The following is a 20,855-nucleotide window of genomic DNA, read 5'->3' as shown; positions in this document are numbered from 1 at the left end:
CGCGAGCAAGGACTGGGCGTCCCCCTCGGTCCTACAGGGAATGCGCCGGATGTCTCGTGTGAACCCGTCGTAGATGCTCTTGTAGGAGTGTTGCCAGGGTTGGACGAAGGCGTGGGCGATGGCTTGGGTGAGTCGGCGTACAACCGCGAACGGTTGTACGCCCTACGTCGGGCTCGACCTTGGGCGTACGCCGATTGAATTCAGATCCGCCGGAACAGCGTCGGATAGTCGAGCACCAGCCCGTCATCGTCGACCGTCAGCAGCGCCTGGAAATTCGTGCCTTCGAGGTTTTCGTAGCGGTAGTGCCGCGCATCTACCCGGGTGTAGCCCTGGCGCATGCGCACGGGCTTCAGTGCCGGGGCTTCCAGGTAGACCACGGCCAACTCCACGCGCTGGCCGTCGGCAAGCTTCAGGCGGCGGATCGGGAAGGTGTTGGTGAAGGGCGTCGGCCAGATGTCGATATCCAGGCAGCCGTCCAGCTCGCCCAGCGTCTCGCCCTCGCCGGTGCGCCAATGACCTTCGCCATCGGTCAGCAGGTGCAGGTGGCGCACGCCCCGGCCGCCCTCGACGCTGAAGCGTGCCTCGCGCAGGCGCCAGTGCTCGTCCCAGTTCAGTTCGTAGTCCAGCTGGTAGGACGGGCCGCCGTTTTCGTCGATGGCGCGCAGCTGGCTTTGCGCGCAGCCATCGCCCAGTTGCAGCGACTCCCAGCTGGCTGTCGGGGCCTGCCAGATGCCTTCCCAGCTCAGGCTCTTCATGGGGTTTCGTCCAGCAGCAGGCCCAGTCGCTGGCGCTTGGGCAGGCGGGCTACCACCAACTGGTGCGAGCGGGTCAGCGCCTCGCGCAGTTCCGCTTCACCCATGGGGTAGGGGCGTTGCATGGCGACCCAGAAGGCCCGCGCCAGATAGGGCGCCGGACGGATGCCGGGGCGATCCACATAGCCCAGGAACAGCTCCGGGCCGACCTTGAAGGCCAGGCCGCCGGCGCCTTCGTCGAGAAAGTCGAGGATGGCGAACATCTTGTTGCCGGCCACCGAGAACACGCGGTTGCTGCCCCACTTGATGTCCTCGCGGGCGCCGGGCAGTTGCAGGCAGAAACGGGCGATCTGTTGTGGGGTCATACCGGGCTCAGTCGCGGAAATAGACTTCGACCAGATGGTAGCCGAACTGGCTCTTTACCGGGCCGTGTACCACGCCGACGGGCTTCTTGAAGATCACCTGGTCGATGCTGCGCACCATCTGCCCCGGTCGGACTTCCCCCAGGTCGCCGCCGCGCTTGCCGGAGGCACAGGTGGAATGCTTGCGCGCCAGGGCGGCGAAATCCTCGCCGCGGGCCAGGCGCTGCTTGATCTGCTCGGCTTCGGCAGCGGTCTTGACCAGGATATGGCGGGCCATGGCGACGGGCATCGGTATTACCTCGGAAAGTCAGGCGGAATGGGCATTGTACGGGAGCGGTGACGTACGTCGCATTTTCTGGTGGGTGGCATTGTGCCTTACTTGGCCGCTGCCTAGAGTCGACGGAAAATTCCGACATGTAGGACGCCGCTGAATCGGCGGTGTCCGCCCCCCTCCTTGCGAACGGATGCAGTTCTTATGGATATCCAGTCGATGCTGAAGATCCTGGCCACCCAGGATGGTTCCGACCTCTACCTGTCCACCGGCGCGCCACCCTGCGCCAAGTTCAACGGCGTGCTCAAGCCGCTGTCCAACGAGCCGCTCAAGGCGGGCGACGTGGCGCGCATCGGCTACGGCCTGATGGACGAGGAACAGCGCGCCGAGTTCGAACGGGAACTGGAGATGAACCTGGCCATCTCGGTGCAGGGTGTCGGCCGCTTCCGCATCAACCTGTTCAAGCAGCGCAACGAAGTGTCCATCGTGGCGCGCAACATCAAGCTGGACATCCCGCTGTTCGAGGACCTGAAGCTGCCGGAAGTGCTGCTCAAGGTGGTCATGGAGAAGCGCGGCCTGGTGCTCTTCGTCGGCGGCACCGGCTCGGGCAAGTCCACCTCCCTGGCGGCGCTGATCGACCACCGCAACCGCAACAGCGGCGGCCACATCATCACCATCGAAGACCCCATCGAGTACGTGCACCGGCACCGCAAGTCGATCATCAACCAGCGTGAGGTGGGCGTGGACACCCGCAGCTTCCATGCCGCGCTGAAGAACACCCTGCGCCAGGCGCCGGACGTGATCCTGATCGGCGAGATCCGCGACCGCGAGACCATGGAACATGCCCTGGCCTTCGCCGACACCGGGCACCTGGCGATCTCCACCCTGCACGCGAACAACGCCAACCAGGCGCTGGACCGCATCATCAACTTCTTCCCCGAGGAGCGCCGGCCGCAGTTGCTCAACGACCTGGGCAACAACCTCAAGGCCTTCGTTTCCCAGCGCCTGGTGCGCACCCAGGACGGCAAGCGTCGCGCAGCGGTGGAAGTGCTGCTGGGCACCGCCACCATCAGCGACCTGATCAAGCGCGGCGACTTCAGCTCGATCAAGGAAATCATGGACAAGTCCCGCGCCCTGGGCATGCAGACCTTCGACCAGGCGCTGTTCGACCTGGCGGTGGAGGGGGCGATCAGCGAAGAAGAAGCGGTGAAGAACGCCGATTCGGCGAACAACCTGCGCCTGAAGCTCAAGCTGTACAAGGACAACCCGGCCATGGTGACCAACTCCGCCGCAGCCACTGCCGCCAGCCCCGCGCCGGCACCCGCCGCAGCGCCTGCCCCGGCAGCGGACTCCTCCAGCTGGGGGCTGGAACTGGCGCTGGAAGAGATCGAGGCCGAAGACGCGGAAGGCAAGCCGGCTGGGCAATAAGCCGAGTTCCGCTTGAAAAGAAGCCCCGGCATGCCGGGGCTTTTTCATGGGTAATGGGTTTGCACGGAGTGCTTTCGTAGGAACAACTGTCTGCGCATTCGTAGGGCGCACAACCGTTCGCGGTTGTACGCCGGTACACCTGGATCATCGGCTGGCGTGTTGGCCGAATTCGAAGCGCCAGCCGGTCGCAGTCCGTGCAACCGGAAACCAAGGTCAAACGGCGTATAACGTCGAACGTTATACGCCCTACGCTCCCGCTCAGGACCTCGTAGGAGCGGAGCTTCTCCGCGATGCTCTTGAGCGAAGCTGATCCTTCGCGGACAAGGTCCGCTCCTACAAGATCAAGGGCCCTCACCCTCACCCTAACCCTCTCCCGCAAGCGGGAGAGGGGACTGTTCGGTGCAGGATGAAACCGTAGTGTCAGCCGGCACGGACGGCTCCCTCTCCCTGAGGGAGAGGGCTGGGGTGAGGGGGAAGCGCAGGCAGGGATTAACCCGGTGGAAGACAGTTGCTCCTACAGTCGCCGGGCGGCGTGGTGTTGCTCTTCGTAGGAGCGGACTCTGTCCGCGATCAGGACTATCACAGCAACGACAACGGATAACTGATGATCAGCCGGTTCTCGTCGAAGCTGTTGGTCCTACCCCAGTCGCGACGCATGGTCGAGTTGCGCCACTTCACGTTCAGGGTCTTGAAGGTGCCACTCTGCACCGTGTACGCCAGCTCGCTCTCGCGGCCCCATTCATGGCCGTCGTCAGTGCTGCTGTTGTGCACGTCGTTGCCCTTGATGTAGCGGTTCATCAGCGTCAGGCCGGGGATGCCGAAGGCGGCGAAGTCGTAGTCGTGGCGCAGCTGCCAGGAGCGCTCCCTGGCGTTGTCGTAGCTGGAGTTGAAGCTGTCGTTGGCCAGGGTGCCGCCGCTGGTGCCGTTGACGCGGAACCACTCGTCCTCGCCCATGACCTTCTGCAATCCGACATAGAAGGTGCTGGCGCCGTATTTCGCCGAGAACAGCCCGGAGAAGGTACGGTTGTCCAGGTCGCCGGCGCGGGCACTGCCGTCCTCCTTTCCCCAGAAGTAGCCGATATTCGCACCGAGCACCCAGTCACCCAGCGGCTGGCTGTGCTGCAGTTGCAGGTACTGCTGCTGGTAGATGTCCTTCAGCTCGGCATTCCACAGCCCGACCAGGGTGCGCTCGCCGTTGAAGCGGTACTCGCCGCCGACAAAGTTGAAGCGGTCGGAGGTGAAAGCGGGGCGGCTGAACAGCGACATGTCTTCCATGCTCGCATCGTTGCGCGGGCTGTTCTTGCGGAACTGGCCGCCGTAGAGGCTCAGGCCGTCGATTTCCTTCGACGTCACCTGGGCGCCCTGGAAGGTCTGCGGCAGCGAGCGACCATCGTCGGAGCGCAGGATCGGCAGCACCACCATCCACTCGCCGGCCTTGAGTTCGGTCTTCGACACCTTGGCCTTGCCGGCCACTGCCAGGCGCCCGAAGTCGTCGGCGGGGCGGCCGTCGTCGTGCACCGGCAGCAGCTGGGTACCGGCGGTGCCCTTGCCGCCGTCAAGCTTGACGCTGTACAGGCCGAGCACGTCCAGCCCCAGGCCGACAGTGCCCTGGGTATAACCGGAGCGGGCGTCGAGAATGAAGTTCTGCGTCCATTCCTCGGCCTTGCCCTGACGGGTGTCGCCGACGAAATTGCGGTTCATGTAGAAGTTGCGCAGCAGCAGGCTGGCCTTGGCGTCTTCGAGGAAGCCTGCGTCATCGGCGCTGGCCAGGCCCGGCAGGGCGGGCAGCAGGCAGGCGGCGACGGTGAGATGGGGCAAGCGGCGGATCATGGGTGTTCCCTCGGCATTCTTGTCGTTGTTCGCGGGCGAACGGGGGCCTCCGCACAGTTCGGCGGATGGGCGGTGAAACGATCAACGGGCATGGATCAGGCGATCAGCCAGGCGCGACGGAAGCGGAGGGTGGGGCGCTGAGGGCGTTGCACGCGCGACGGCGTGCCAGGGAGAGCGTGAGCATGTGAACGGACCTTTCTTATAGTTGTTGGCGCCGCATCGAGGTGGCGGCTGGAGCCATAGTGGTTCCGCCCGACGACTCGCCGCAATTCGTCCCGGGCGTAACCGTTCGCTGTTCGAACGCTAATTAACCAAATAGAACATTCTGCCGGCAGGATTCCGCGTAGGATGCCGTGCACCGGTGTAGCAGCGGACCCGCGGGGTCCGTGTACGGCGGTGGAGCGGGTTCTTTCCCCGACGCAACTTGTTAGGCTGTACTGCCGCTCGCGCAGCCATTTTCGTCCATTGATTCCCGTGACCCGATGAGTACCAGCCAATCGCCGCTGTCCGGCGTCCACCAGCCTTTCAAGGGCATCCTGCTCATCGTCCTGGCAACCTTCCTGTTCTCCAGCCACGACGCGCTGTCGAAGTACCTGGCGAGCATCTACCCCATCGTCATGGTGGTCTGGGCGCGCTATGTGGTGCACACGCTGCTGATGGCGGGCATCTTCCTGCCGCGCGCCGGCTTCGCCGTGCTGCGCACCCGCCATCCGTTCCTCCAGGCGGCTCGCGCACTGTGCCTGCTGGGCACCAGTTTCCTGTTCACCACCGGCCTGCAGTACATCCCATTGGCCGAGGCGACCTCGGTGAACTTCCTCGCGCCACTGCTGGTGACGGCGCTGTCGGTGCCGCTGCTGGGCGAGCGGGTCAGCGTGGAGCAGTGGGCGGCGGTGATCGTTGGCTTCATCGGCGTGCTGATCATCGTCCACCCCGGTGGCGACCTGTTCACTCCGGCGGTGCTGCTGCCATTCGGCTCGGCGCTGTGCTTCAGCTTCTACCAGTTGCTGACGCGCAAGCTCAGCCAGGTGGACAGCCCGACCACCAGCAACTTCTTCGCCGGGCTGTGCAACACCCTGATCGTCAGCGCGCTGGTGCCGTTCTTCTGGCAATGGCCGGGGCTGGTCCATGGCCTGATGATGCTGGCCCTGGGCACCTGCGGGATGACGGCGCACCTGTTCCTGACCCAGGCCTTCAAGCACGCCGCGCCGGCGCTGCTGGCGCCGTTCAGTTACTGCCAGATCGTCTTCGCCGGGCTGCTGGGCTTCGTGATCTTCGGCCACACGCCGGAGCCTTCGGCGCTGCTGGGTATCGCGGTGATCTGCGGCAGCGGGCTGGCGGCGGCCTGGTTGCAGAGCCGCAAGGGGTAGGGCGGGCACAGTCCCTGTAGGAGCGAGGGGGACGCCCAGTCCTTGCTCGCGAACCCCGCCCAGTTTCGAATCGCCGGTTAATCCATTCGCGAGCAAGCTCGCTCCTACGAAGAGCCAGAGCTACTCGATCTCGAAAAGGCCATGCCGGATGGGCCCCACCGACAACCGCTGGCGCACGTCGTCGTCGATGCGCGGATCATCCGGCTGGTACAGCTTCACCTGGCGGTAGGCGGCGATCCGGTTGATCTCCGGACCCAGGTATTCCCATACCACGCGGGTGCACGCCGGGGTGCGGCGGTCGCCGCTGGAGACGCCGGTCTTCAGGCCGTTCAGGCGGGTGATGCGGCTCTTGAAGCTGGGGATGAGGATGGTCTGGCTCATCTCGTTGACCGTCAGCGACTCGTAGTCCAGCAGGAACACCCGGTCCTGCAGCTGGAACGCCGCGCCCAGGTAGCGGCAGCGCACCCAGTCCTCGGCCTGCACGTCGGTGCTGCTGGAGCGTTCCTGGCGCTCCTGGCGCTCGAAGAGGAAGTTGCCGTCCTCCTCGTACAGGTGCACCAGCGACAGCAGGATCGAGCCGGGCACCGACATGCAGTTGGAATATTCGAAGTAGTAACCGCAGTAGCGTGACAGGTTGCCTGCGTGCTCGCGCAGCGGGCGCAGCATCTCCATCAGCGGATCGTCGCGCTGCACGTTCGCCGGCGAGGTGCTCCGTGCACCGATCAGGCGGGCGAACTGTTCCGGTGGCAATTGCAGCTCGTAGTCCTCGACGCCGAAGAAATCCCCAATTCTCTTGAGGTTGTACGCGGTGGGTTGGCTCTGCCCACCGAGGTATTTGTTGAACTGCGCGCGATTGATCGCGAGCTTGCGGCAAACCTCCGAGATAGAGCGGTAGTGAGCGCAAAGCAGTTTGAGATTGGGGCCGAGGTTTTCGGACATTTGTGCCAGGTCCAGGTGATGCGACTGGCGCAATTATAGCGTCAGGTCGCATCAACTCGGAACAAGCCGCGAAATTGTTTCAGCAAGCTTCGAGCGCAACCATGCGCCCCCAGTGAGCGGGCCAGCCCCAGGCCCGTGCTCCCACAATAACAATCGAGGCCCCAGCACATGCTCGACGCGATCAACGATTTCCTCTCCGGGAAAGTCCTCATCGTCCTCATCGTCGGACTCGGCGCGTATTTCACCATTCGCTCCCGCTTCGTCCAGTTCCGCCATTTCGGCCACATGTTCGGTGTGTTCAAGGAATCGATCCGCGGCCAGGCTGGCCAACTGAGCTCCTTCCAGGCCCTGATGCTGTCCCTCGCCGGCCGCGTGGGTGCCGGTAACATTGCCGGTGTCGGCATCGCCGTGACCCTCGGTGGTCCGGGCGCCGTGTTCTGGATGTGGGTCACCGCGCTGGTAGGCATGTCCAGCAGCTTCTTCGAGTGCACCCTGGCCCAGGTCTACAAACGCAGCGACGGCGATGGCCTGTACCGTGGCGGCCCGGCCTACTACATCCAGCACGGCCTGAAGCTGCGCTGGATGGCCATGACCTTCGCAGTCCTGCTGCTGGTCACCTACGGCTTCGCCTTCAACGGCCTGCAAGCCTTCACCGTGACCCACTCGCTGCAGAACGCCTTCGACATCCCGGTCCTGTACTCGGGCATCGGCCTGGCCGTGCTGCTGGCCATCGTGTTCTTCGGCGGCATCCAGCGCATCGCAGCGGTCTCCGACCTGCTGGTGCCGGTCAAGACCCTGGCCTACATCGCCGTGACCCTGTACGTGATCGTCACCCAGATCGAACTGGTGCCGGGCATGCTGACCACCATCGTCAAGAGCGCCTTCGGCCTTGAGCCGGCCTTCGCGGGCCTGCTGGGCAGCGCCATCGTCATGGGCGTGAAGCGTGGCGTGTTCGCCAACGAAGCGGGCCTGGGCAGTGCGCCGAACGTGGCCGCCGTCGCCGCCGTGCGTCACCCGGCGTCCCAGGGTGTGGTCCAGGCGTTCAGCGTGTTCCTCGACACCTTCGTCATCTGCACCTGCACCGCGCTGCTGATCCTGCTCTCGGGCTTCTACACCCCCGGCTTCGAAGGCGACGGCATCACCCTGACCCAGAACTCGCTGGCCGCCGTGGTTGGTGACTGGGGCCGCATCTTCGTCAGCGTCGCGCTGTCGCTGTTCGTGTTCACCTGCATCACCTACAACTACTACCTCGGCGAGAACGCCCTGCAGTTCATCGTCGGCCGCAGCCGCACCGCGCTGATCGCCTTCCGCGTCCTGGTACTGGGTCTGATCCTCTGGGGCTCGATGCAGAACCTGGGCACCGTGTTCGCCTTCGCCGACATCACCATGACCTGCCTGGCCTTCGTCAACCTGGTGGCCCTGGCGATGCTGATCAAGGTCGGTCTGCGCGTGATGCGCGACTACGACGAACAGCGCGCCGCCGGCATCGAGCGCCCGGTGTTCGACGCGGCCAAGTTCGCCGACCTGGACATCGACCACGATGCCTGGCGCGACGCCCACAAGATCAACAGCACCGCTCCGGCCCACGGCAGCCTGCCGGCTCAGGGCTGATAGCCGTCCGACCCTGCTCCTCGGACCAAGGTCTGACACGCGAGGCCGGGACTTCTCCCGGCCTCGCGGTTTATCCTCTGAACTTTCCTACAAGAGCACTGGCATGCGTCGCGTGAAGAACCTCTTCGTCCTCTATACCGGCGGCACCATCGGCATGCTGCAGACTGCCGAAGGCCTGGCCCCGGCTGGCGGCTTCGAAGCGCGCATGCGCGAACAACTGCAAGGCCACGGCGAGATTCGCCTCGACTGGTCCTTCGCCGAGCTCCAGCCGCTGCTCGACAGCGCCAACATGACCCAGGCCAACTGGCTGGCCATGCGCGACGCCATCGTCGAGGCGGTGGAGCAGGGCGGCCACGACGGCGTGCTGGTGTTGCACGGCACTGACACCCTGGCCTACAGCGCCGCCGCGCTGTCCTTCCTGCTGCTCGGCCTGGACGTGCCGGTGGTGCTGACCGGCTCCATGCAGCCCATGGGCGTGCCGGGCAGCGATGCGCCGGCCAACCTGCTGGGCAGTTTGACGGCCCTGGAAGCCGGCGTTCAGCCCGGCGTCTGGCTGTATTTCAACGGCGAGCTGATGCACGGCGCCCGCGTCACCAAGCTGCGCAGCGAGGCCTTCGACGCTTTTGCGGTCCTGCCGCGTGAACGTCATGGCGAGCGCGCCGAATCGATTCCTGCCGCACTGGATTACCGCCAGGCGCGCCAAAGCGTGAACCTCGCGGTGCTGCCGCTGTTCCCCGGCCTGCGCGCCGAACACCTGCGCGCGCTGTTGGGTAGCGGCGTGCAGGCGCTGCTGCTGGAGTGCTATGGCAGCGGCACCGGTCCGTCGGACAATGAAGAGCTGCTGGCCGTGCTGCGCGAAGCCCATGCACGCGGCGTGGTGCTGGCGGCGATCAGTCAGTGCCCGCAAGGGCATGTGGCGTTCGACATCTACGCTGCTGGTAGCCGCTTGCGTGATGCCGGTCTGGTCTCCGGCGGCGGCCTGACCCGCGAAGCTGCGCTGGGCAAGCTGTTCAGCCTGATCGGCAGCGGTCTTGCATCGTCCGAGGTGGAACGCCTGTTCGCCCTCGACCTGTGTGGTGAGCGGGTCGACGGCTGATCCGTTAACGCGCGTCGCTCAGGGGCGTGCGTACCTGTAGGAGCGAGCTTGCTCGCGAACCGCATAGCACGGCTGCATCTTTCCTCCGGTGAGTTCGCTTACGAGATGCATCTGCGTCGGGTTGGCCCTCACCCTAACCCTCTCCCAAGGGGAGAGGGGACCGTCCGGAGCAGGATGAAACCACTCTGTCAGCCGGCACGATCTGGCTCCCTCTCCCTGAGGGAGAGGGCTGGGGTGAGGGGGAAAGCCCCGGCACAGATTCAGCCGGGACAAGACAGTTGCTCCTACGCCACCACCCGCTAGAACCCCACCATCTCCCCCACGACCCCCGCCTGCGGATCGTCGCTGCGGCTCACCACCGCATAGTTGTACCCGCCCTGGCTCCAGTAGCGCGTCAGCAGGTCGCCATCGGTGCGCTGCCCCTGGGGCAGCATTTCGTGGCGCGGGCCCGGTGGGCGGATGAAGAAGGTCAGGCGGCGGCCCTGGCCGTCCTCGTAGATCACCAGCGCCGCCGCCCCCTGTTCGGTGGCGAGCAGGCGCGCGCCGACGGTTTTCAGGCCCACGCGATCCAGCGCCGGTGGCGGCGGGGCGTCCTTCAGGTAGCGGGCCAGCCAGGTGCGCAGGTCGCCGCCATCGCGCAGGTCCAGACCATTCTGGCTGGCATCGGCGAACAGCCGGTAAGCCTGCACCGCGTCCTGCATCGGCACCGTGCTGCGCGCCAGGCTATCGCCGCGCATCTGCCAGCCGCCCATTCCACCCACGCCCAGCGCCACCAGCAGCGCCGCCGCAGTGGCCAGCCGTGAGCGCCGCCGCTGCCGGAGCTCACGGCGAATCCGCGTCGGTTCGAGCTGCTCGGGCATTGGTCCTCGCCCCTGGCCGGCGAAGGCGGCGCGCAATTGCTGCGCATCCTGCCGCCAGCCTTCCACGCGCCGCGCGTCCTCCGGGTGGGCCGCGAGCCAGGCTTCCACCCACTGGCGGCGGGCCGGGTCGAGCTGGTCGTCGATATAGGCGTGCAGGTCGTGCTCGTCGGGAATGCGTTCGTTCATTTCAGTACCCGCAAAGAGGGAGTCGCCGCCTGTCCTTCGCTCAGTGCGCGCAGCGCCTGGCGGGCGCGCGACAGGCGGGACATGACGGTGCCCAGGGGAATATCCAGTGCCTCGGCCGCCTCGCGGTAGCTCAGCCCCTCGACGCTGACCAGCGCCAGCAGCGCTCGCTGCTCGGCAGGCAGGCGCTCGAAGGCTTCCAGGGTCGAACGGGCGCTGACGATCTCCTCGGGCGAGGCGCTTACCGCGCTGTCCGCGCCGAACAGGCTGAGGATGCGTGCGTAGCGCCGGGCGCGGCGCTGCCCGTCGATGAAGTGGCGGTAGAGGATCGAGAACAGCCAGGCGCGCAGGTCGCCGTCCTCGCGCCGGCCGGTCCAGGCCGACAGCGCCTTCTCCAGGGTCGCCTGGACCAGGTCGTCGGCGCTGCTCGCGCTGCGCGTCAGCGACAGGGCGAAGCGCCGCAGCCGGGGCAGCAGTTCGCGCAGTGAATGGTCGTCCAGTGAGTGCATCGCAACGTCAGGCAGTGGTGGGTTCGAGCGGTAAGGACGAATGCCCCGGCGATCTATTCCCGCGGTACGAAAAAATAAATCTTTCGCAGCCCTCGGGAATAACCCGGCACACGGTGCGTCGTACCCGCTCAACGCATTCAGCCTAAGCCTGAGGAGCTGGAAATGACAGAGACTCCCCCCAACGCACCCTTGCGCCTGGCCGTCATCGGCGCCGTGGTGCTCGGCGTGGCCGCCGTCTTCGCCTACACGGCCGGCTGGCTCGATCCGCAGCGCCTCACCCCGGCCAAAGTCATCGATACCCTGGAAGCCAACGGCGGTGTCCATCCCGGCTACCGGCGCAATCACGCCAAGGGCCTGTGCGTGATCGGCCACTTCGAGAGCAACGGCGGTGCCGCTGCGCTGTCGCGGGCCAGTATCTTCGCGCCGGGCAGTGTACCTGTCGTGGGCCGCCTGGCGATTCCCGGCGGCAACCCGGCGGCCAGCGACGGCGCCGCGCCGATCCGCAGCCTGGCCCTGCGCTTCCTGCCCAAGGACGGCCAGGAGTGGCGCACCGGGATGAACGCCATGCCGGTCTTCGTCGTCCGCGATGTCGCCAGCTTCTACGACCTGCAGAAGGCGACCGCCCCGCAGCACGGCACCGGCAAACCCGACCCGGAAAAGGCCGGCGCCTTCTTCAAGGCACACCCGGAGACCCAGGCTTTCCGCGACTGGGCGAAGTCCTCCACGCCGTCCTCCAGCTACGCCAACAGCGCCTACTACGGGCTCAATGCCTTCTACCTGGTGGACCGGGAAGGGCGCGAACAGCCGGTGCGCTGGTCTGTGCAGCCCGTCGCACCCTACGAGCCGCTGGCGGCGGACAAGCGCGGCGACGCCAATTTCCTCGCCGATGAAGTCGCCCAGCGCCTCGCCGCCGGCCCGCTGCGCTGGCGCCTGCAATTCACCCTGGGCGAACCCGGCGACAGTACCGCCGACGCCACCCAGGCCTGGCCCAAGGAGCGTCGCCAGGTGGACGCCGGGGAACTGGTGATCGAACGTCTGCAAGCGGAAATCGGCGGCGACTGCCGCGACGTCAACTACGACCCGCTGATCCTCCCCGACGGTATCCGCGCCTCCGACGACCCGCTGCTCAGCGCACGCTCGGCCGCCTACTCGGAATCCTTCAACCGCCGCACCCGTGAGCAGGCCCAGGAGACCCACTGATGAAACCGACCTACTTCCCGCTCTCCCTGCGCGTCCTTCACTGGCTCATGGCGCCCCTGGTGCTGGCCATGCTGCTCATCGGCCTGGGCATGGTCGCCAGTGTCTCCCCGCGCCACGCCGCGCTGGTGGCCATTCACAAACCATTGGGCGCCGCGCTGCTGGTCCTCGTCCTGCTGCGCATCGCCGTGCGCCTGACCCACCGCGTCCCGCCGCTGCCCAACGACATGCCCGGCTGGCAGCGCGGCGCCGCGCACCTCTCGCACCTGTTGCTCTACGGCCTGCTGCTCGCCCAGCCGCTGGTGGGCTGGACCATGCAATCCGCCGGCGGCTACCCGGTGGTGCTCTGGGGCGGGTTCGAACTGCCTGCGCTGGTTTCGCCATCGGTCGAGCTCCACACTGTCCTGCGCGGCGCCCACAGCGTCATCGCCTATGCCTTGCTCGCCACCATCCTCCTGCACCTCGCCGCCGCGCTGTTCCACGGGCTGATCCGTCGCGATGAAGTCCTGCCCAGCATGACCGGCGCACCCATGCCTCCCGACACGAGCGGAGAGCGGCCATGAGGGCGCTGATCGCACTGGGTTGCCTCGCCTTCACCGGCGCGGCCTTCGCCGCACAGGACGTGCCGCCCGCGCAGGACTACCGCTACGGCCAGGCGCTCGACATCAAGCGCGTGGTGCAGCCGGCGGACCTGGACTTCTGCGGCATCCGTGAAGTGGAGATGGTCTACGAGGACAGCGCCGGGCAATTGCACCGCCTGCGCTACCCGGCGTGGGGGCTGTTCTGCGGCAACGAGAAATGAGCCGGCGCCGCTCAGGCGGCCTTGCGCTTGCCGGCCAGGATCAGCGCGATGCCGCCCAGCACCGCCAGGGTCGACAGGCCTAGGCGCAGGGTCAGGTGCTCACCCAGCAGCAGCGCGCCGCCGAGCGCGGTGAACACCGGCACGCTGAGCTGCACTGACGCGGCCTGGAGCGCGCCCAGGCCGGTTAGCGCGCTGTACCAGATGGCGTAGCCGACGCCCGAGGCCAGCGCGCCGGAGAGCACTGCGTAGATCGCCCCGTGCAGGTCGACATTGAGCTTCATCGACAGCGCCAGGCACATCGCGGCCGCCATCGGCACGCTGCGCAGGAAGTTGCCGGTGGTGGCCGCCAGCGGATCGCCGCCACGCCGTCCGCGCAGGCTGTACAGCGCCCAGGCCAGACCGGCGAGGATCATCAGCGCCGCGCTGCCCACCGGCGGCGCGCTGGCTCCCGGCAACAGCAGCACGACGATCCCACCCAGCGCCAGAACCAGCCCCGGCAACTGCCAGCCGCGCAGTCGCTCGCCGTTCAGATAGCCCGCCACCAGCATCCCCACCTGCACCGCGCCGAACAGCAGCAGTGCACCGCTGGCCGCGCTCATCTGCACATAGGCCAGGGAAAACGCGGCGGCGTAGACGAACAGCGCGCACGCACTGCGCCAGTCGCCCCCCGCGCGCCAGCCGCCGTCGCGCAGGCGCAGCAGCAAGGCGAGGGTGATCGCCCCGGACACCAGGCGCAGGCCGGTGAAACTGGCGGCATCGATGCTCGTCTCGCGCAGGGCGAGGCGGCAGAGCAGGGAATTGCCGGCGAAGGCCAGCATGGCGAGCAGCGTCAGAAGCAGATAGCGGGGTTGAGGCATGGGCGTCCTGGCTCGCGGGGTCGCGTCGCGTGCGCCGGGGACGTCTGCAAGGTGCAGCGGCCCCGATTGTTGTTCTTCGGTGCCGTGCAGAGTGCCATGAAACAGCAGGTGAGGGGACGTGGAAGAAGGTCGTATGCGCCACGGCCGTTGGAAGGATTTCCGGCGCTGGAGGCTAGCGTTCGAAACCGGCGGAAACCAACCCGCCACCCGAAGGTGGCGGGCAGTTCACTTCAACGGATCAGGCCAGCGCTTGCGCCACCGGAGCATTGGCACGCTTGCTCACCAGGTGCTGCAGCAGGGCGGAGACCACCACGCCGACCACCGCCAGCACGCTCATCAGGCTGAACACGTAGGTGTAGCCTTGCTCACCCGGATACTGGTCGAGCAGCGAGCCGTAGATGATGTAGGCGAACATGCCCGGTGCGTAGCCGATCAGGCAGCCGATGCCGAAGGCCGAGCCGGTGATGCGCGAGGGGATGCCCACTTCGCTCATCGGCGCCCAGAACACCCCGCGCATGGTGAACACCACCAGGGCGAAGGACAGGGTGGCGGCCATGCCGGCGTAGATGTAGCTCTCGCCACGGGGAATGCTGAGGATCACCAGCATCAGCGGCAGCAGCGCGACGAACGCCCACTTCAGGTAGCGGCTCGGGCTCTTCAGGCGCTTGTCGGCGATGTAGCCGCCCAGCGGGCCGCCGAGCACCTTGAGGAAGTACTGGTTGATGATGCCGTAGGCCCCCACCAGCGCTACCGGCAGTTGGTACATGTCCTTCAGGTAGGGGATGAAGTAGGTCAGGCCGCAGTAGACGATGTAGACCATGAACACGTTCAGGCTGACCAGCCAGATCCCCGGCGTGCGGACCGCTTCCAGCAGGCCGGAAAGGCCCTGGGGTTCGGCCTTGGCAGCGGCGGCGCCGGCTTTCGGCGCTTCGCGCAGCAGGAACAGGGTGAGCACGCCGACCAGGATGTCGATGCCCGAGTAGAACAGGATCGCGGCTTTCAGGCCGGCGGCGCCGGAGCCTAGGGCGACGAATACGCCCAGTGCGGAGAAGGCCACCAGGGTATCGACCACGCCGCGTCCGCCTTCGAGGAAGCCGAACATCCGGCTCTGCTCGTCGTCATTGCCCAGATTGCGGATCGCCTTGAGCAGCGAGGGCCAGAAGATGCAGTCGGCGCAGATCGCCAGCAGGCTGAAGACGATCAGCAACTGGCTGTAGCCGGGAAAGGTGGCCAGGTACACGCCCAGCGCGCCCATGCCGATCAGGCCTACCGGGATCAGCCGGCGCGTTTCGAAGCGGTCGGCAAGGAAGCCGCCGACCACGAACAGCGCGGTGGCGACGATGGCGTTGACGCTGAGCAGGGTGCCGATCTGCGTGTGCGTCAGCCCCATGTGCTCCTGCATGGGGATGTAGAAGGCGTCCTTGAGGTTGGCGAGCTTGTAGATGGTACCGCCGCCCAGGACCAGGACGATGAAACGGAGCCACTTGGCTTTAGCCTGTGCTGTCATTGTTGTTCTCCACCGTTTACGGATGAGGGGTGGCCGCCGGGGCGGCCGTCGGAATCAGGCGGCGTCGGCCAGGGTCAGTTCGGCCAGCAGGCGCAATTCGTTCAGCAGGCCGCGCACGTGGCGCACCTGGTTGTTCGCCCAGCGGTGCTCGTCGGCCAGCATGCGTTCCAGGCTGTAGCCCGGCGGCAGCGGCGTTTCGCTCATCTCGCGGTAGGGAATGAAGGGGTCGGCGGCCTCGTCGCTCTGGCGGAAGGCCGGGGCGATGTAGTGGTTCTCCTGCTCCAGGATGAACGCCACCACCTGGGGCGCGCTGTCGCCGAGCAGCAGCAGTTCCAGCAGCATCCGCGCGCCGGGCAACTGGTCCTCGGCGCTGCCCTGCAGCACGCCGTAATGGCCGAAGCCGTTGGCCTCGGGCACCACGCGCACGCCTTTGAGGTGCACCTGGCGGATGAAGGGGGCGAGGTGGGTCAGCGCCGGCAGCGGCCGCTCGCAGGCGTTGATCATGTTGCCGAAGTCGAACAGCGCATTCAGGCGCGGATGCCCGACCTTGCGCAGCAGGGCGGCGATCTCGTCGCTTTTCAGCTCCTCGTGCTGCTCGAAGTCGAAGTTCAGGTCGTGCTCATCGGCCAGTTGCGCCAGGCGCCGCAGGTCCAGCTCGATCAGGTCCATCACTCGCGACAGGTGCCCCTCGTAGCGCGAGTAGACGCGGATGTTGCGGCTGCCGATGGCCAGCGCCACGGCGACCGCCTGGTCGACGTCCTCGGGACGGGTGCTGCTGATTTCCACGTGCAGGGCAAGACCCAGGCTGCGGGCCTTCTCGCCGAAGGCGGCCAGTTGTTCCGCAGTCATCTGCGACAGGCTGTTGTGCTCGCCGTCCAGCAGGTGCAGGGAGAGGCCGTCCAGCTCATGGCGGTAGGCGAAGTCGAGCATGTCCTGGGGCGTGACCTGGCCGTGGGTGAGGTTGGTCAGCAGCGGGTAGCCGTGGGCGAACAGGCGCAGGCTGTCGAGACGGTCGAGCAGACGGCGGGCGAGTTCGGGGGTCAGCAGAGGCGGGGGCGTATCTGCGGGCGCGGCGTTACGCGCCAGCAAGTCGGCGAATCGGGCTTGGATAGCATTCATTATTGTCATTCCTGATAGCGACGCCGGGGTGGCCGGCGGTGCTTTTATCGCTCCGGAATGGTGCTATCCCTATAGCCATTATTGTTTTGTTCGTATAGCCACTTTGCCGGCCGCTCTAGGTCGGCTTCAGAGCTTCCAGCCCAGGGCTTTCAGGGCCTGGGCAAACTCCTGCACGCGCCGCCCGGCCTGCTCCTCGGGCACCGCGGCGAAGCCCAGCAGCAGCCCCGGCGGCAATTGGTTGCGCACGCAGTAGTCGCGCAGGGCGTAGGTGTACACCTCGTGCTCGGCCAGGCCCCTCGCGACGGCAGTATCGTCACTGCCCTCGGGCAGCCAGCCGATCAGGTGCAGCCCGGCTTCGGCGGGCGTCGGCGTGAGGAAGCCGCCCAGCTCGCGCTGCAGCGCCTCCAGCACGCTGGCCTGGCGCGCCTGGTAGAGATTGCGCATGCGGCGGATATGGCCGAGGAAGTGGCCGTCCTCCATGAAGTCCGCGGTGGTCGCCTGGTGCAGCGTCGACGGGCTGCGATCCATCACCGCGCGGATGGCGCAGAACGGCTCCACCAGCGCCTCCGGCAGAATCACATAGCCCAGGCGCAGCGAGGGGTAGAGCACCTTGCTGAAGGTGCCGACATAGATCACACGCTCCCAGGCATCCAGCGCGAACAGCGCCGGCAGCGTGCGGCCCACGTAGCGGAACTCGCTGTCGCAATCGTCCTCGACGATCCAGCCTTGGTTGCGCCCGGCCCAGTCGATCAACTCCTGTCGGCGCGCATAACTCATGGTGGTACCCAGCGGGTGCTGTCGCGACGGCGTGGTGAACGCCAGGCGCGCGTCGGGGCGTTCGCGCAGGCCCTGCTGCACATCCAGCCCCTCGTCGTCGATGCGCAGCGGCACCAGCTCGCAGCCTTGCGCCTGGAAGGCGATGCGCGCGGCGATATGGCCGGGGTCTTCCATCCACACGCTGTCGCCGGGGTTGAGCAGCAACATGCCGAGCAGGTTGAACGCCTGCTGCGCGCCGGAGGTGATGACCACCTGATCGGTGCTGCACTCGATGCCGCGCGCATCGAACACATACTCGACGATGGCCTCGCGCAACCGTTGCAAGCCCTTGAGCTCGCCGTAGCCGAGCGAATCCTTGGTCCCCTTGCGCAGGTGGCGGTTCATCAGGCGCTTCCACACCCGCATCGGGAAGGCGTCATAGGCCGGGTGGCTGGGCAGGAAGGAAGTGGGGCAATCCGGCGCCCAGGTGCTGTACGACACCCCGCTGAAATGCTCGCTGCGCAGCGAATGCACCGCCTGGCTCAGGTTCGACAGGCGCGGCGGCTTGCGCGGCGCATCGGCGGCGCTGCGCCCCTCCCACTCGCTGCCGACATAGGTGCCGGCGCCCGTGCGCGACGCCAGGAAGCCCTCGGCAGTCAGCTGGTCGAAGGCATTGAGCAGCGTGATACGCGACAGCCCCAGCTCCTTGCACAGCGTCCGTGTCGACGGCAGCCGCGTACCGCCGGGCAGCCGGCCGGAGAGGATCTGCTTGCGCACCTGCAGGTACAACTGGCGATAGAGGGGAATCGGGCTGGAGCGATCCAGCTCGATGCCGGTGAGCAGCATGCCGCCGGGCGTCTTCATTCGGGGTGTGCCTTGCGCGATAGCGAGACGAGAGGGGCGGATTGTGCCTTGGCGAGGGGGATTTGGGGGAGGGGGATTGCCCGTTGGCGGTGGCGCCGAGGGTTGTTCATCGACGCCGCGCAGGTGCCATGACGTGGCAGGGGATTGGGTTCGAGGGGAAGAGCCAGTCAGTAGCCGCGCGATTCATCCGGCAGGGGCCCGCTTTCCCGCACACTCGGAGCAGGCTGGGGCACCGCGCGCGCCTGGCGTTTTCGCGCCCATTTGACCAGTCGGCTCATGGCGATGAAGCCCGCGAGGATCAGCATGGGGTAGGCGTACAGCAATTCGCCCAGGCTGTACTTCCAGGCCAGGGGACGGCCTACGCCGAGCAAGGCCGCGTAGAACCAGGAAACGGCCGAGACCGTGCCCGCGAAAATGGACAGGGCGCGCATGCCCGGTTCGAGCTGGAGCAGGGATCCCGCCCGGATCAGGACGGGCATGACCACCGAATGCAACAGGCTGCCGTTGACCGTGAGCAGGGCGACGATGAGGACCTTGGCCTGGAGCTTGGGATTGAGGAGGTACGTCAGCCCCTTGGCAGACATATCCAGCAGGACGATGAGCGCGCCGGAAAACCAGAGTACCTGCAGCGCCAGGGTGATGGTGCGCTTCAGCGTCTCCATGTTTCCTTGCTCGAGATGAACCGAATCCGAACCTTTCAGGAGCTGCTTGACCATCGCGAAGTCGCTGGTCAGGACCAGGCCGATTGCAACGCAACAGGCGATCAGATGGGTGTAAACCACACCCAGGCGAACGAACTCCATCGCTGCTTCCTGCGCCAGCAGCGAAGTGACTACGTGAACGAATTCCATGGATTGTCTCTTGTTCTTGGAATGGGCCGCCGGCTGTACGGGGCCTTGACGAAGCGTCGGGTGGGGGAGGGTCTTGCGAGCTGCCGTGCACATTAATCCATGTGAGGCGCAATATTATTTGTAAATAATTCTTACTGTCAAAAACAAAAAGCGGTACCCGCGTGCCGATTCCAGGGGCGTCGATGGGCGGCAGCGTATCGCCTGGGTATACGGGAATCCGGGGCTTTCAGGCAGGGACAGGGCACCGGCCGATCCCGCGCGGCGAAAACGGGACGATGCGGGCAGAACGGCCGCAGTCACAGGCCATAGACGCCGTAGGGGTAGTCGTGATGGCAGTCAGGTTGCGCCGGCCGGCGCTGGAACGGGGCGGAGTGATGCGGGGCATTGCCTCGGCTCCTCGCCTGGGCGGGAGGAGCCGGAATTCAGCACGAGACTTACAACCACCAGCGCAACAGGTAGAACGCTCCCATGCTCAGGATCACGCTGAGCAGCACGTTGCGCGTCCACAGCACCAGCGCCACGGCGACGACGGCACCGAGCAGGTAGGGGTTGTCCGGCCGCAGGTTCAACTGGTGGTCGGGGAGGAACACGATCGGCCCGCAGATCGCGGTGAGCATCCCCGGTACGGCGAAGCCGAGGAACTGCCGCACGTTGCTGCTCAGGCGGATCGGCAGGCGCGGCTCCAGGAACACGTAGCGGTTGAAGAACACGATCAGGCCCATGCCGAAGATCACTGCCCAGACCATCATGCGCGCACCCCCGAGAACTTCTGGCAGACGAAGCCAGCAAACATTCCCGCCAGGCCCGACAGCACCAGCGCCGAACCCAGCTGCCAGTAACTGAACAGCACCGAACAGAACAGCGAGACGGCGACGCAGACCACGGTCGGCACGTTCTTCACCACCGGTGCGATCAGCGCGACGAAGGTGGCGGCGATGGAGAAGTCCAGGCCCAGGTGCTCCAGCCCAGGAATGCTGCTGCCCAGCAGCACGCCGGCGAGGGTGAAGAGGTTCCAGGCGATGTAGAAGGTCAGGCCCACGCCCAGGGCGTACCAGCGGTTGAAGGTTTCGCGGTCGTGGTTGCTGGTGAGGGCGAAGAACTCGTCGGTGAGCAGGAAGCCCAGGCCCGCGCGCCAGCGGCCCGGCAGGCCGGAGATCACCGGGCGCATGGTCATCCCGTAGAGCAGGTGCTGGGAGGTCAGCAGCAGGGTGGTGATCATGATCGAGAAGAACCCGGCGCCGCCCTTGAGCATGCCGATGGCGACCAGCTGCGCGGCGCCGGCGAAGACGATGGCGGACAGCCCCTGGCCGTGCAGCGGCGAGAGCCCGGCGTCGATGGCCAGCGAGCCGGCGAGCAGGCCCCAGGGCAGCACCGCGAGGGACAGCGGCATGATGTCGATGGCGCCCTTGAGGAAGGCGCGGGAGGGGAGCGTGGATTGGGACATGGTGATTCTTTGCAGTCTTTCGTGCCGACAGGGTGGCAGAACGGGGCGCTCGCTGGCTTGAACAATCTTGCTGCGGTTGGACAATTTCCCCGCCGGAAATATTGATCCGCTCCCTTCTGCGCGGCTCCTAAACTTGTTGGTAGGGACGGGGCGCGGTCCCGCGTGTGGTCGGTTATGTCGGGCTCGCGGTTTCGCCGGGCATCGTACTGGCCTGCACGTCCGAACAGCCGCCACGGCTCAGCGCGCACGT

At 66.4% G+C, this 20,855-nt stretch carries 21 protein-coding genes; 7 read left to right on the top strand and 14 right to left on the bottom strand.

The window, feature by feature from the left end:
* Positions 1-200: 200 nt before the first annotated feature.
* The 3 genes from SD196_RS15520 to SD196_RS15510 are packed head-to-tail and all read right to left on the bottom strand — an operon-like array spanning position 201 to position 1,403.
* The gene (locus tag SD196_RS15520; protein ID WP_416310385.1) at positions 201-755 is read right to left on the bottom strand and encodes a putative glycolipid-binding domain-containing protein; all 555 of its coding nucleotides are present in this window, start codon (positions 753-755) and stop codon (positions 201-203) included.
* The gene (locus tag SD196_RS15515; RefSeq protein WP_275611599.1) at positions 752-1,117 is read right to left on the bottom strand and encodes an MmcQ/YjbR family DNA-binding protein; all 366 of its coding nucleotides are present in this window, start codon (positions 1,115-1,117) and stop codon (positions 752-754) included. The genes SD196_RS15520 and SD196_RS15515 overlap by 4 nt, the downstream gene beginning before the upstream one ends.
* Positions 1,118-1,124: 7 nt before the next feature.
* Positions 1,125-1,403, bottom strand: a complete 279-nt coding sequence (locus SD196_RS15510) for a peptidylprolyl isomerase (protein ID WP_152223913.1) — start codon at positions 1,401-1,403, stop codon at positions 1,125-1,127.
* A 186-nt stretch (positions 1,404-1,589) separates the two neighbouring features.
* Between SD196_RS15510 and SD196_RS15505 the strand changes: the two genes are divergently transcribed.
* Positions 1,590-2,813, top strand: a complete 1,224-nt coding sequence (locus SD196_RS15505) for a PilT/PilU family type 4a pilus ATPase (protein WP_275611600.1) — start codon at positions 1,590-1,592, stop codon at positions 2,811-2,813.
* A gap of 579 nt (positions 2,814-3,392) precedes the next feature.
* On the opposite strand, the gene SD196_RS15500 is transcribed toward SD196_RS15505, so the two are convergent.
* Positions 3,393-4,643 carry an OprD family porin gene (locus SD196_RS15500; protein ID WP_343573597.1) on the bottom strand — a complete coding sequence of 417 codons (1,251 nt, stop codon included), beginning with the start codon at positions 4,641-4,643 and terminating at the stop codon, positions 3,393-3,395.
* A 482-nt stretch (positions 4,644-5,125) separates the two neighbouring features.
* Between SD196_RS15500 and SD196_RS15495 the strand changes: the two genes are divergently transcribed.
* On the top strand, positions 5,126-6,010 hold the full coding sequence (locus SD196_RS15495) for a DMT family transporter (protein ID WP_416310384.1): 885 nt from the start codon (positions 5,126-5,128) through the stop codon (positions 6,008-6,010).
* A gap of 120 nt (positions 6,011-6,130) precedes the next feature.
* On the opposite strand, the gene SD196_RS15490 is transcribed toward SD196_RS15495, so the two are convergent.
* A complete protein-coding gene (locus SD196_RS15490) occupies positions 6,131-6,949 on the bottom strand; it encodes a helix-turn-helix domain-containing protein (protein ID WP_416310383.1) in 819 nt (272 codons plus the stop codon).
* Positions 6,950-7,117: 168 nt separating this feature from the next.
* Between SD196_RS15490 and SD196_RS15485 the strand changes: the two genes are divergently transcribed.
* Both SD196_RS15485 and SD196_RS15480 read left to right on the top strand, forming a co-directional pair.
* Positions 7,118-8,560: an alanine/glycine:cation symporter family protein gene (locus tag SD196_RS15485; protein ID WP_275611604.1), complete on the top strand. Its 1,443-nt coding sequence runs from the start codon at positions 7,118-7,120 to the stop codon at positions 8,558-8,560.
* Between the two features lie 103 nt (positions 8,561-8,663).
* Positions 8,664-9,656 carry an asparaginase gene (locus SD196_RS15480; RefSeq protein ID WP_416310382.1) on the top strand — a complete coding sequence of 331 codons (993 nt, stop codon included), beginning with the start codon at positions 8,664-8,666 and terminating at the stop codon, positions 9,654-9,656.
* A gap of 299 nt (positions 9,657-9,955) precedes the next feature.
* Here SD196_RS15480 and SD196_RS15475 read toward each other — a convergent pair whose 3' ends face one another.
* Positions 9,956-10,702 (bottom strand): anti-sigma factor family protein, encoded by a 747-nt coding sequence (locus SD196_RS15475; RefSeq protein ID WP_275611606.1) that lies wholly within the window; start codon positions 10,700-10,702, stop codon positions 9,956-9,958.
* Positions 10,699-11,208 carry a sigma-70 family RNA polymerase sigma factor gene (locus SD196_RS15470; protein ID WP_275611607.1) on the bottom strand — a complete coding sequence of 170 codons (510 nt, stop codon included), beginning with the start codon at positions 11,206-11,208 and terminating at the stop codon, positions 10,699-10,701. Before SD196_RS15470 ends, SD196_RS15475 begins: the two co-directional genes overlap by 4 nt.
* 162 nt (positions 11,209-11,370) lie before the next feature.
* On the opposite strand from SD196_RS15470, the gene SD196_RS15465 reads away from it, so the two are divergent.
* From SD196_RS15465 to SD196_RS15455, 3 genes are read left to right on the top strand one after another with little or no spacing between them, the layout of a single operon-like run.
* Positions 11,371-12,408, top strand: coding sequence for a catalase family peroxidase (locus SD196_RS15465; protein ID WP_416310381.1), 1,038 nt, complete (start codon positions 11,371-11,373; stop codon positions 12,406-12,408).
* On the top strand, positions 12,408-12,968 hold the full coding sequence (locus SD196_RS15460) for a cytochrome b (protein WP_416310380.1): 561 nt from the start codon (positions 12,408-12,410) through the stop codon (positions 12,966-12,968). The genes SD196_RS15465 and SD196_RS15460 overlap by 1 nt, the downstream gene beginning before the upstream one ends.
* Positions 12,965-13,207 (top strand): DUF2790 domain-containing protein, encoded by a 243-nt coding sequence (locus tag SD196_RS15455; RefSeq protein WP_416310379.1) that lies wholly within the window; start codon positions 12,965-12,967, stop codon positions 13,205-13,207. Before SD196_RS15460 ends, SD196_RS15455 begins: the two co-directional genes overlap by 4 nt.
* An 11-nt stretch (positions 13,208-13,218) precedes the next feature.
* Here SD196_RS15455 and SD196_RS15450 read toward each other — a convergent pair whose 3' ends face one another.
* The 7 genes from SD196_RS15450 to SD196_RS15420 all read right to left on the bottom strand — a co-directional run bounded on the left by SD196_RS15450 (position 13,219) and on the right by SD196_RS15420 (position 20,605).
* Positions 13,219-14,064 carry a DMT family transporter gene (locus SD196_RS15450; protein WP_370601533.1) on the bottom strand — a complete coding sequence of 282 codons (846 nt, stop codon included), beginning with the start codon at positions 14,062-14,064 and terminating at the stop codon, positions 13,219-13,221.
* Between the two features lie 238 nt (positions 14,065-14,302).
* A complete protein-coding gene (locus SD196_RS15445; RefSeq protein WP_275611612.1) occupies positions 14,303-15,571 on the bottom strand; it encodes an MFS transporter in 1,269 nt (422 codons plus the stop codon).
* Between the two features lie 54 nt (positions 15,572-15,625).
* Positions 15,626-16,693 (bottom strand): sugar phosphate isomerase/epimerase family protein, encoded by a 1,068-nt coding sequence (locus tag SD196_RS15440; RefSeq protein ID WP_275611940.1) that lies wholly within the window; start codon positions 16,691-16,693, stop codon positions 15,626-15,628.
* A 123-nt stretch (positions 16,694-16,816) separates the two neighbouring features.
* Positions 16,817-18,310 carry a PLP-dependent aminotransferase family protein gene (locus SD196_RS15435; RefSeq protein WP_416310378.1) on the bottom strand — a complete coding sequence of 498 codons (1,494 nt, stop codon included), beginning with the start codon at positions 18,308-18,310 and terminating at the stop codon, positions 16,817-16,819.
* A gap of 167 nt (positions 18,311-18,477) precedes the next feature.
* Positions 18,478-19,161: a hypothetical protein gene (locus tag SD196_RS15430; RefSeq protein WP_416310377.1), complete on the bottom strand. Its 684-nt coding sequence runs from the start codon at positions 19,159-19,161 to the stop codon at positions 18,478-18,480.
* Positions 19,162-19,595: 434 nt separating this feature from the next.
* The gene (locus SD196_RS15425) at positions 19,596-19,910 is read right to left on the bottom strand and encodes an AzlD domain-containing protein (protein WP_331319514.1); all 315 of its coding nucleotides are present in this window, start codon (positions 19,908-19,910) and stop codon (positions 19,596-19,598) included.
* Positions 19,907-20,605, bottom strand: a complete 699-nt coding sequence (locus SD196_RS15420; RefSeq protein WP_416310376.1) for an AzlC family ABC transporter permease — start codon at positions 20,603-20,605, stop codon at positions 19,907-19,909. The genes SD196_RS15425 and SD196_RS15420 overlap by 4 nt, the downstream gene beginning before the upstream one ends.
* Positions 20,606-20,855: the final 250 nt, after the last annotated feature.

Origin of the sequence: Pseudomonas macauensis (assembly GCF_047902425.1) — a bacterium.
Lineage (GTDB): Bacteria > Pseudomonadota > Gammaproteobacteria > Pseudomonadales > Pseudomonadaceae > Pseudomonas.
This window is presented reverse-complemented; position numbering and strand designations above follow the sequence as displayed.

Coding starts and splice junctions, on each gene's coding strand:
- SD196_RS15475 (WP_275611606.1), bottom strand. CDS start 10,702: ATGAACGAACGCATTCCCGACGAGCACGACCTGCACGCCTATATCGAC.
- SD196_RS15490 (WP_416310383.1), bottom strand. CDS start 6,949: ATGTCCGAAAACCTCGGCCCCAATCTCAAACTGCTTTGCGCTCACTAC.
- SD196_RS15430 (WP_416310377.1), bottom strand. CDS start 19,161: ATGGAATTCGTTCACGTAGTCACTTCGCTGCTGGCGCAGGAAGCAGCG.
- SD196_RS15460 (WP_416310380.1), top strand. CDS start 12,408: ATGAAACCGACCTACTTCCCGCTCTCCCTGCGCGTCCTTCACTGGCTC.
- SD196_RS15425 (WP_331319514.1), bottom strand. CDS start 19,910: ATGATGGTCTGGGCAGTGATCTTCGGCATGGGCCTGATCGTGTTCTTC.
- SD196_RS15480 (WP_416310382.1), top strand. CDS start 8,664: ATGCGTCGCGTGAAGAACCTCTTCGTCCTCTATACCGGCGGCACCATC.
- SD196_RS15500 (WP_343573597.1), bottom strand. CDS start 4,643: ATGATCCGCCGCTTGCCCCATCTCACCGTCGCCGCCTGCCTGCTGCCC.
- SD196_RS15445 (WP_275611612.1), bottom strand. CDS start 15,571: ATGACAGCACAGGCTAAAGCCAAGTGGCTCCGTTTCATCGTCCTGGTC.
- SD196_RS15455 (WP_416310379.1), top strand. CDS start 12,965: ATGAGGGCGCTGATCGCACTGGGTTGCCTCGCCTTCACCGGCGCGGCC.
- SD196_RS15435 (WP_416310378.1), bottom strand. CDS start 18,310: ATGAAGACGCCCGGCGGCATGCTGCTCACCGGCATCGAGCTGGATCGC.
- SD196_RS15510 (WP_152223913.1), bottom strand. CDS start 1,403: ATGCCCGTCGCCATGGCCCGCCATATCCTGGTCAAGACCGCTGCCGAA.
- SD196_RS15470 (WP_275611607.1), bottom strand. CDS start 11,208: ATGCACTCACTGGACGACCATTCACTGCGCGAACTGCTGCCCCGGCTG.
- SD196_RS15465 (WP_416310381.1), top strand. CDS start 11,371: ATGACAGAGACTCCCCCCAACGCACCCTTGCGCCTGGCCGTCATCGGC.
- SD196_RS15515 (WP_275611599.1), bottom strand. CDS start 1,117: ATGACCCCACAACAGATCGCCCGTTTCTGCCTGCAACTGCCCGGCGCC.
- SD196_RS15505 (WP_275611600.1), top strand. CDS start 1,590: ATGGATATCCAGTCGATGCTGAAGATCCTGGCCACCCAGGATGGTTCC.
- SD196_RS15520 (WP_416310385.1), bottom strand. CDS start 755: ATGAAGAGCCTGAGCTGGGAAGGCATCTGGCAGGCCCCGACAGCCAGC.
- SD196_RS15495 (WP_416310384.1), top strand. CDS start 5,126: ATGAGTACCAGCCAATCGCCGCTGTCCGGCGTCCACCAGCCTTTCAAG.
- SD196_RS15420 (WP_416310376.1), bottom strand. CDS start 20,605: ATGTCCCAATCCACGCTCCCCTCCCGCGCCTTCCTCAAGGGCGCCATC.
- SD196_RS15485 (WP_275611604.1), top strand. CDS start 7,118: ATGCTCGACGCGATCAACGATTTCCTCTCCGGGAAAGTCCTCATCGTC.
- SD196_RS15450 (WP_370601533.1), bottom strand. CDS start 14,064: ATGCCTCAACCCCGCTATCTGCTTCTGACGCTGCTCGCCATGCTGGCC.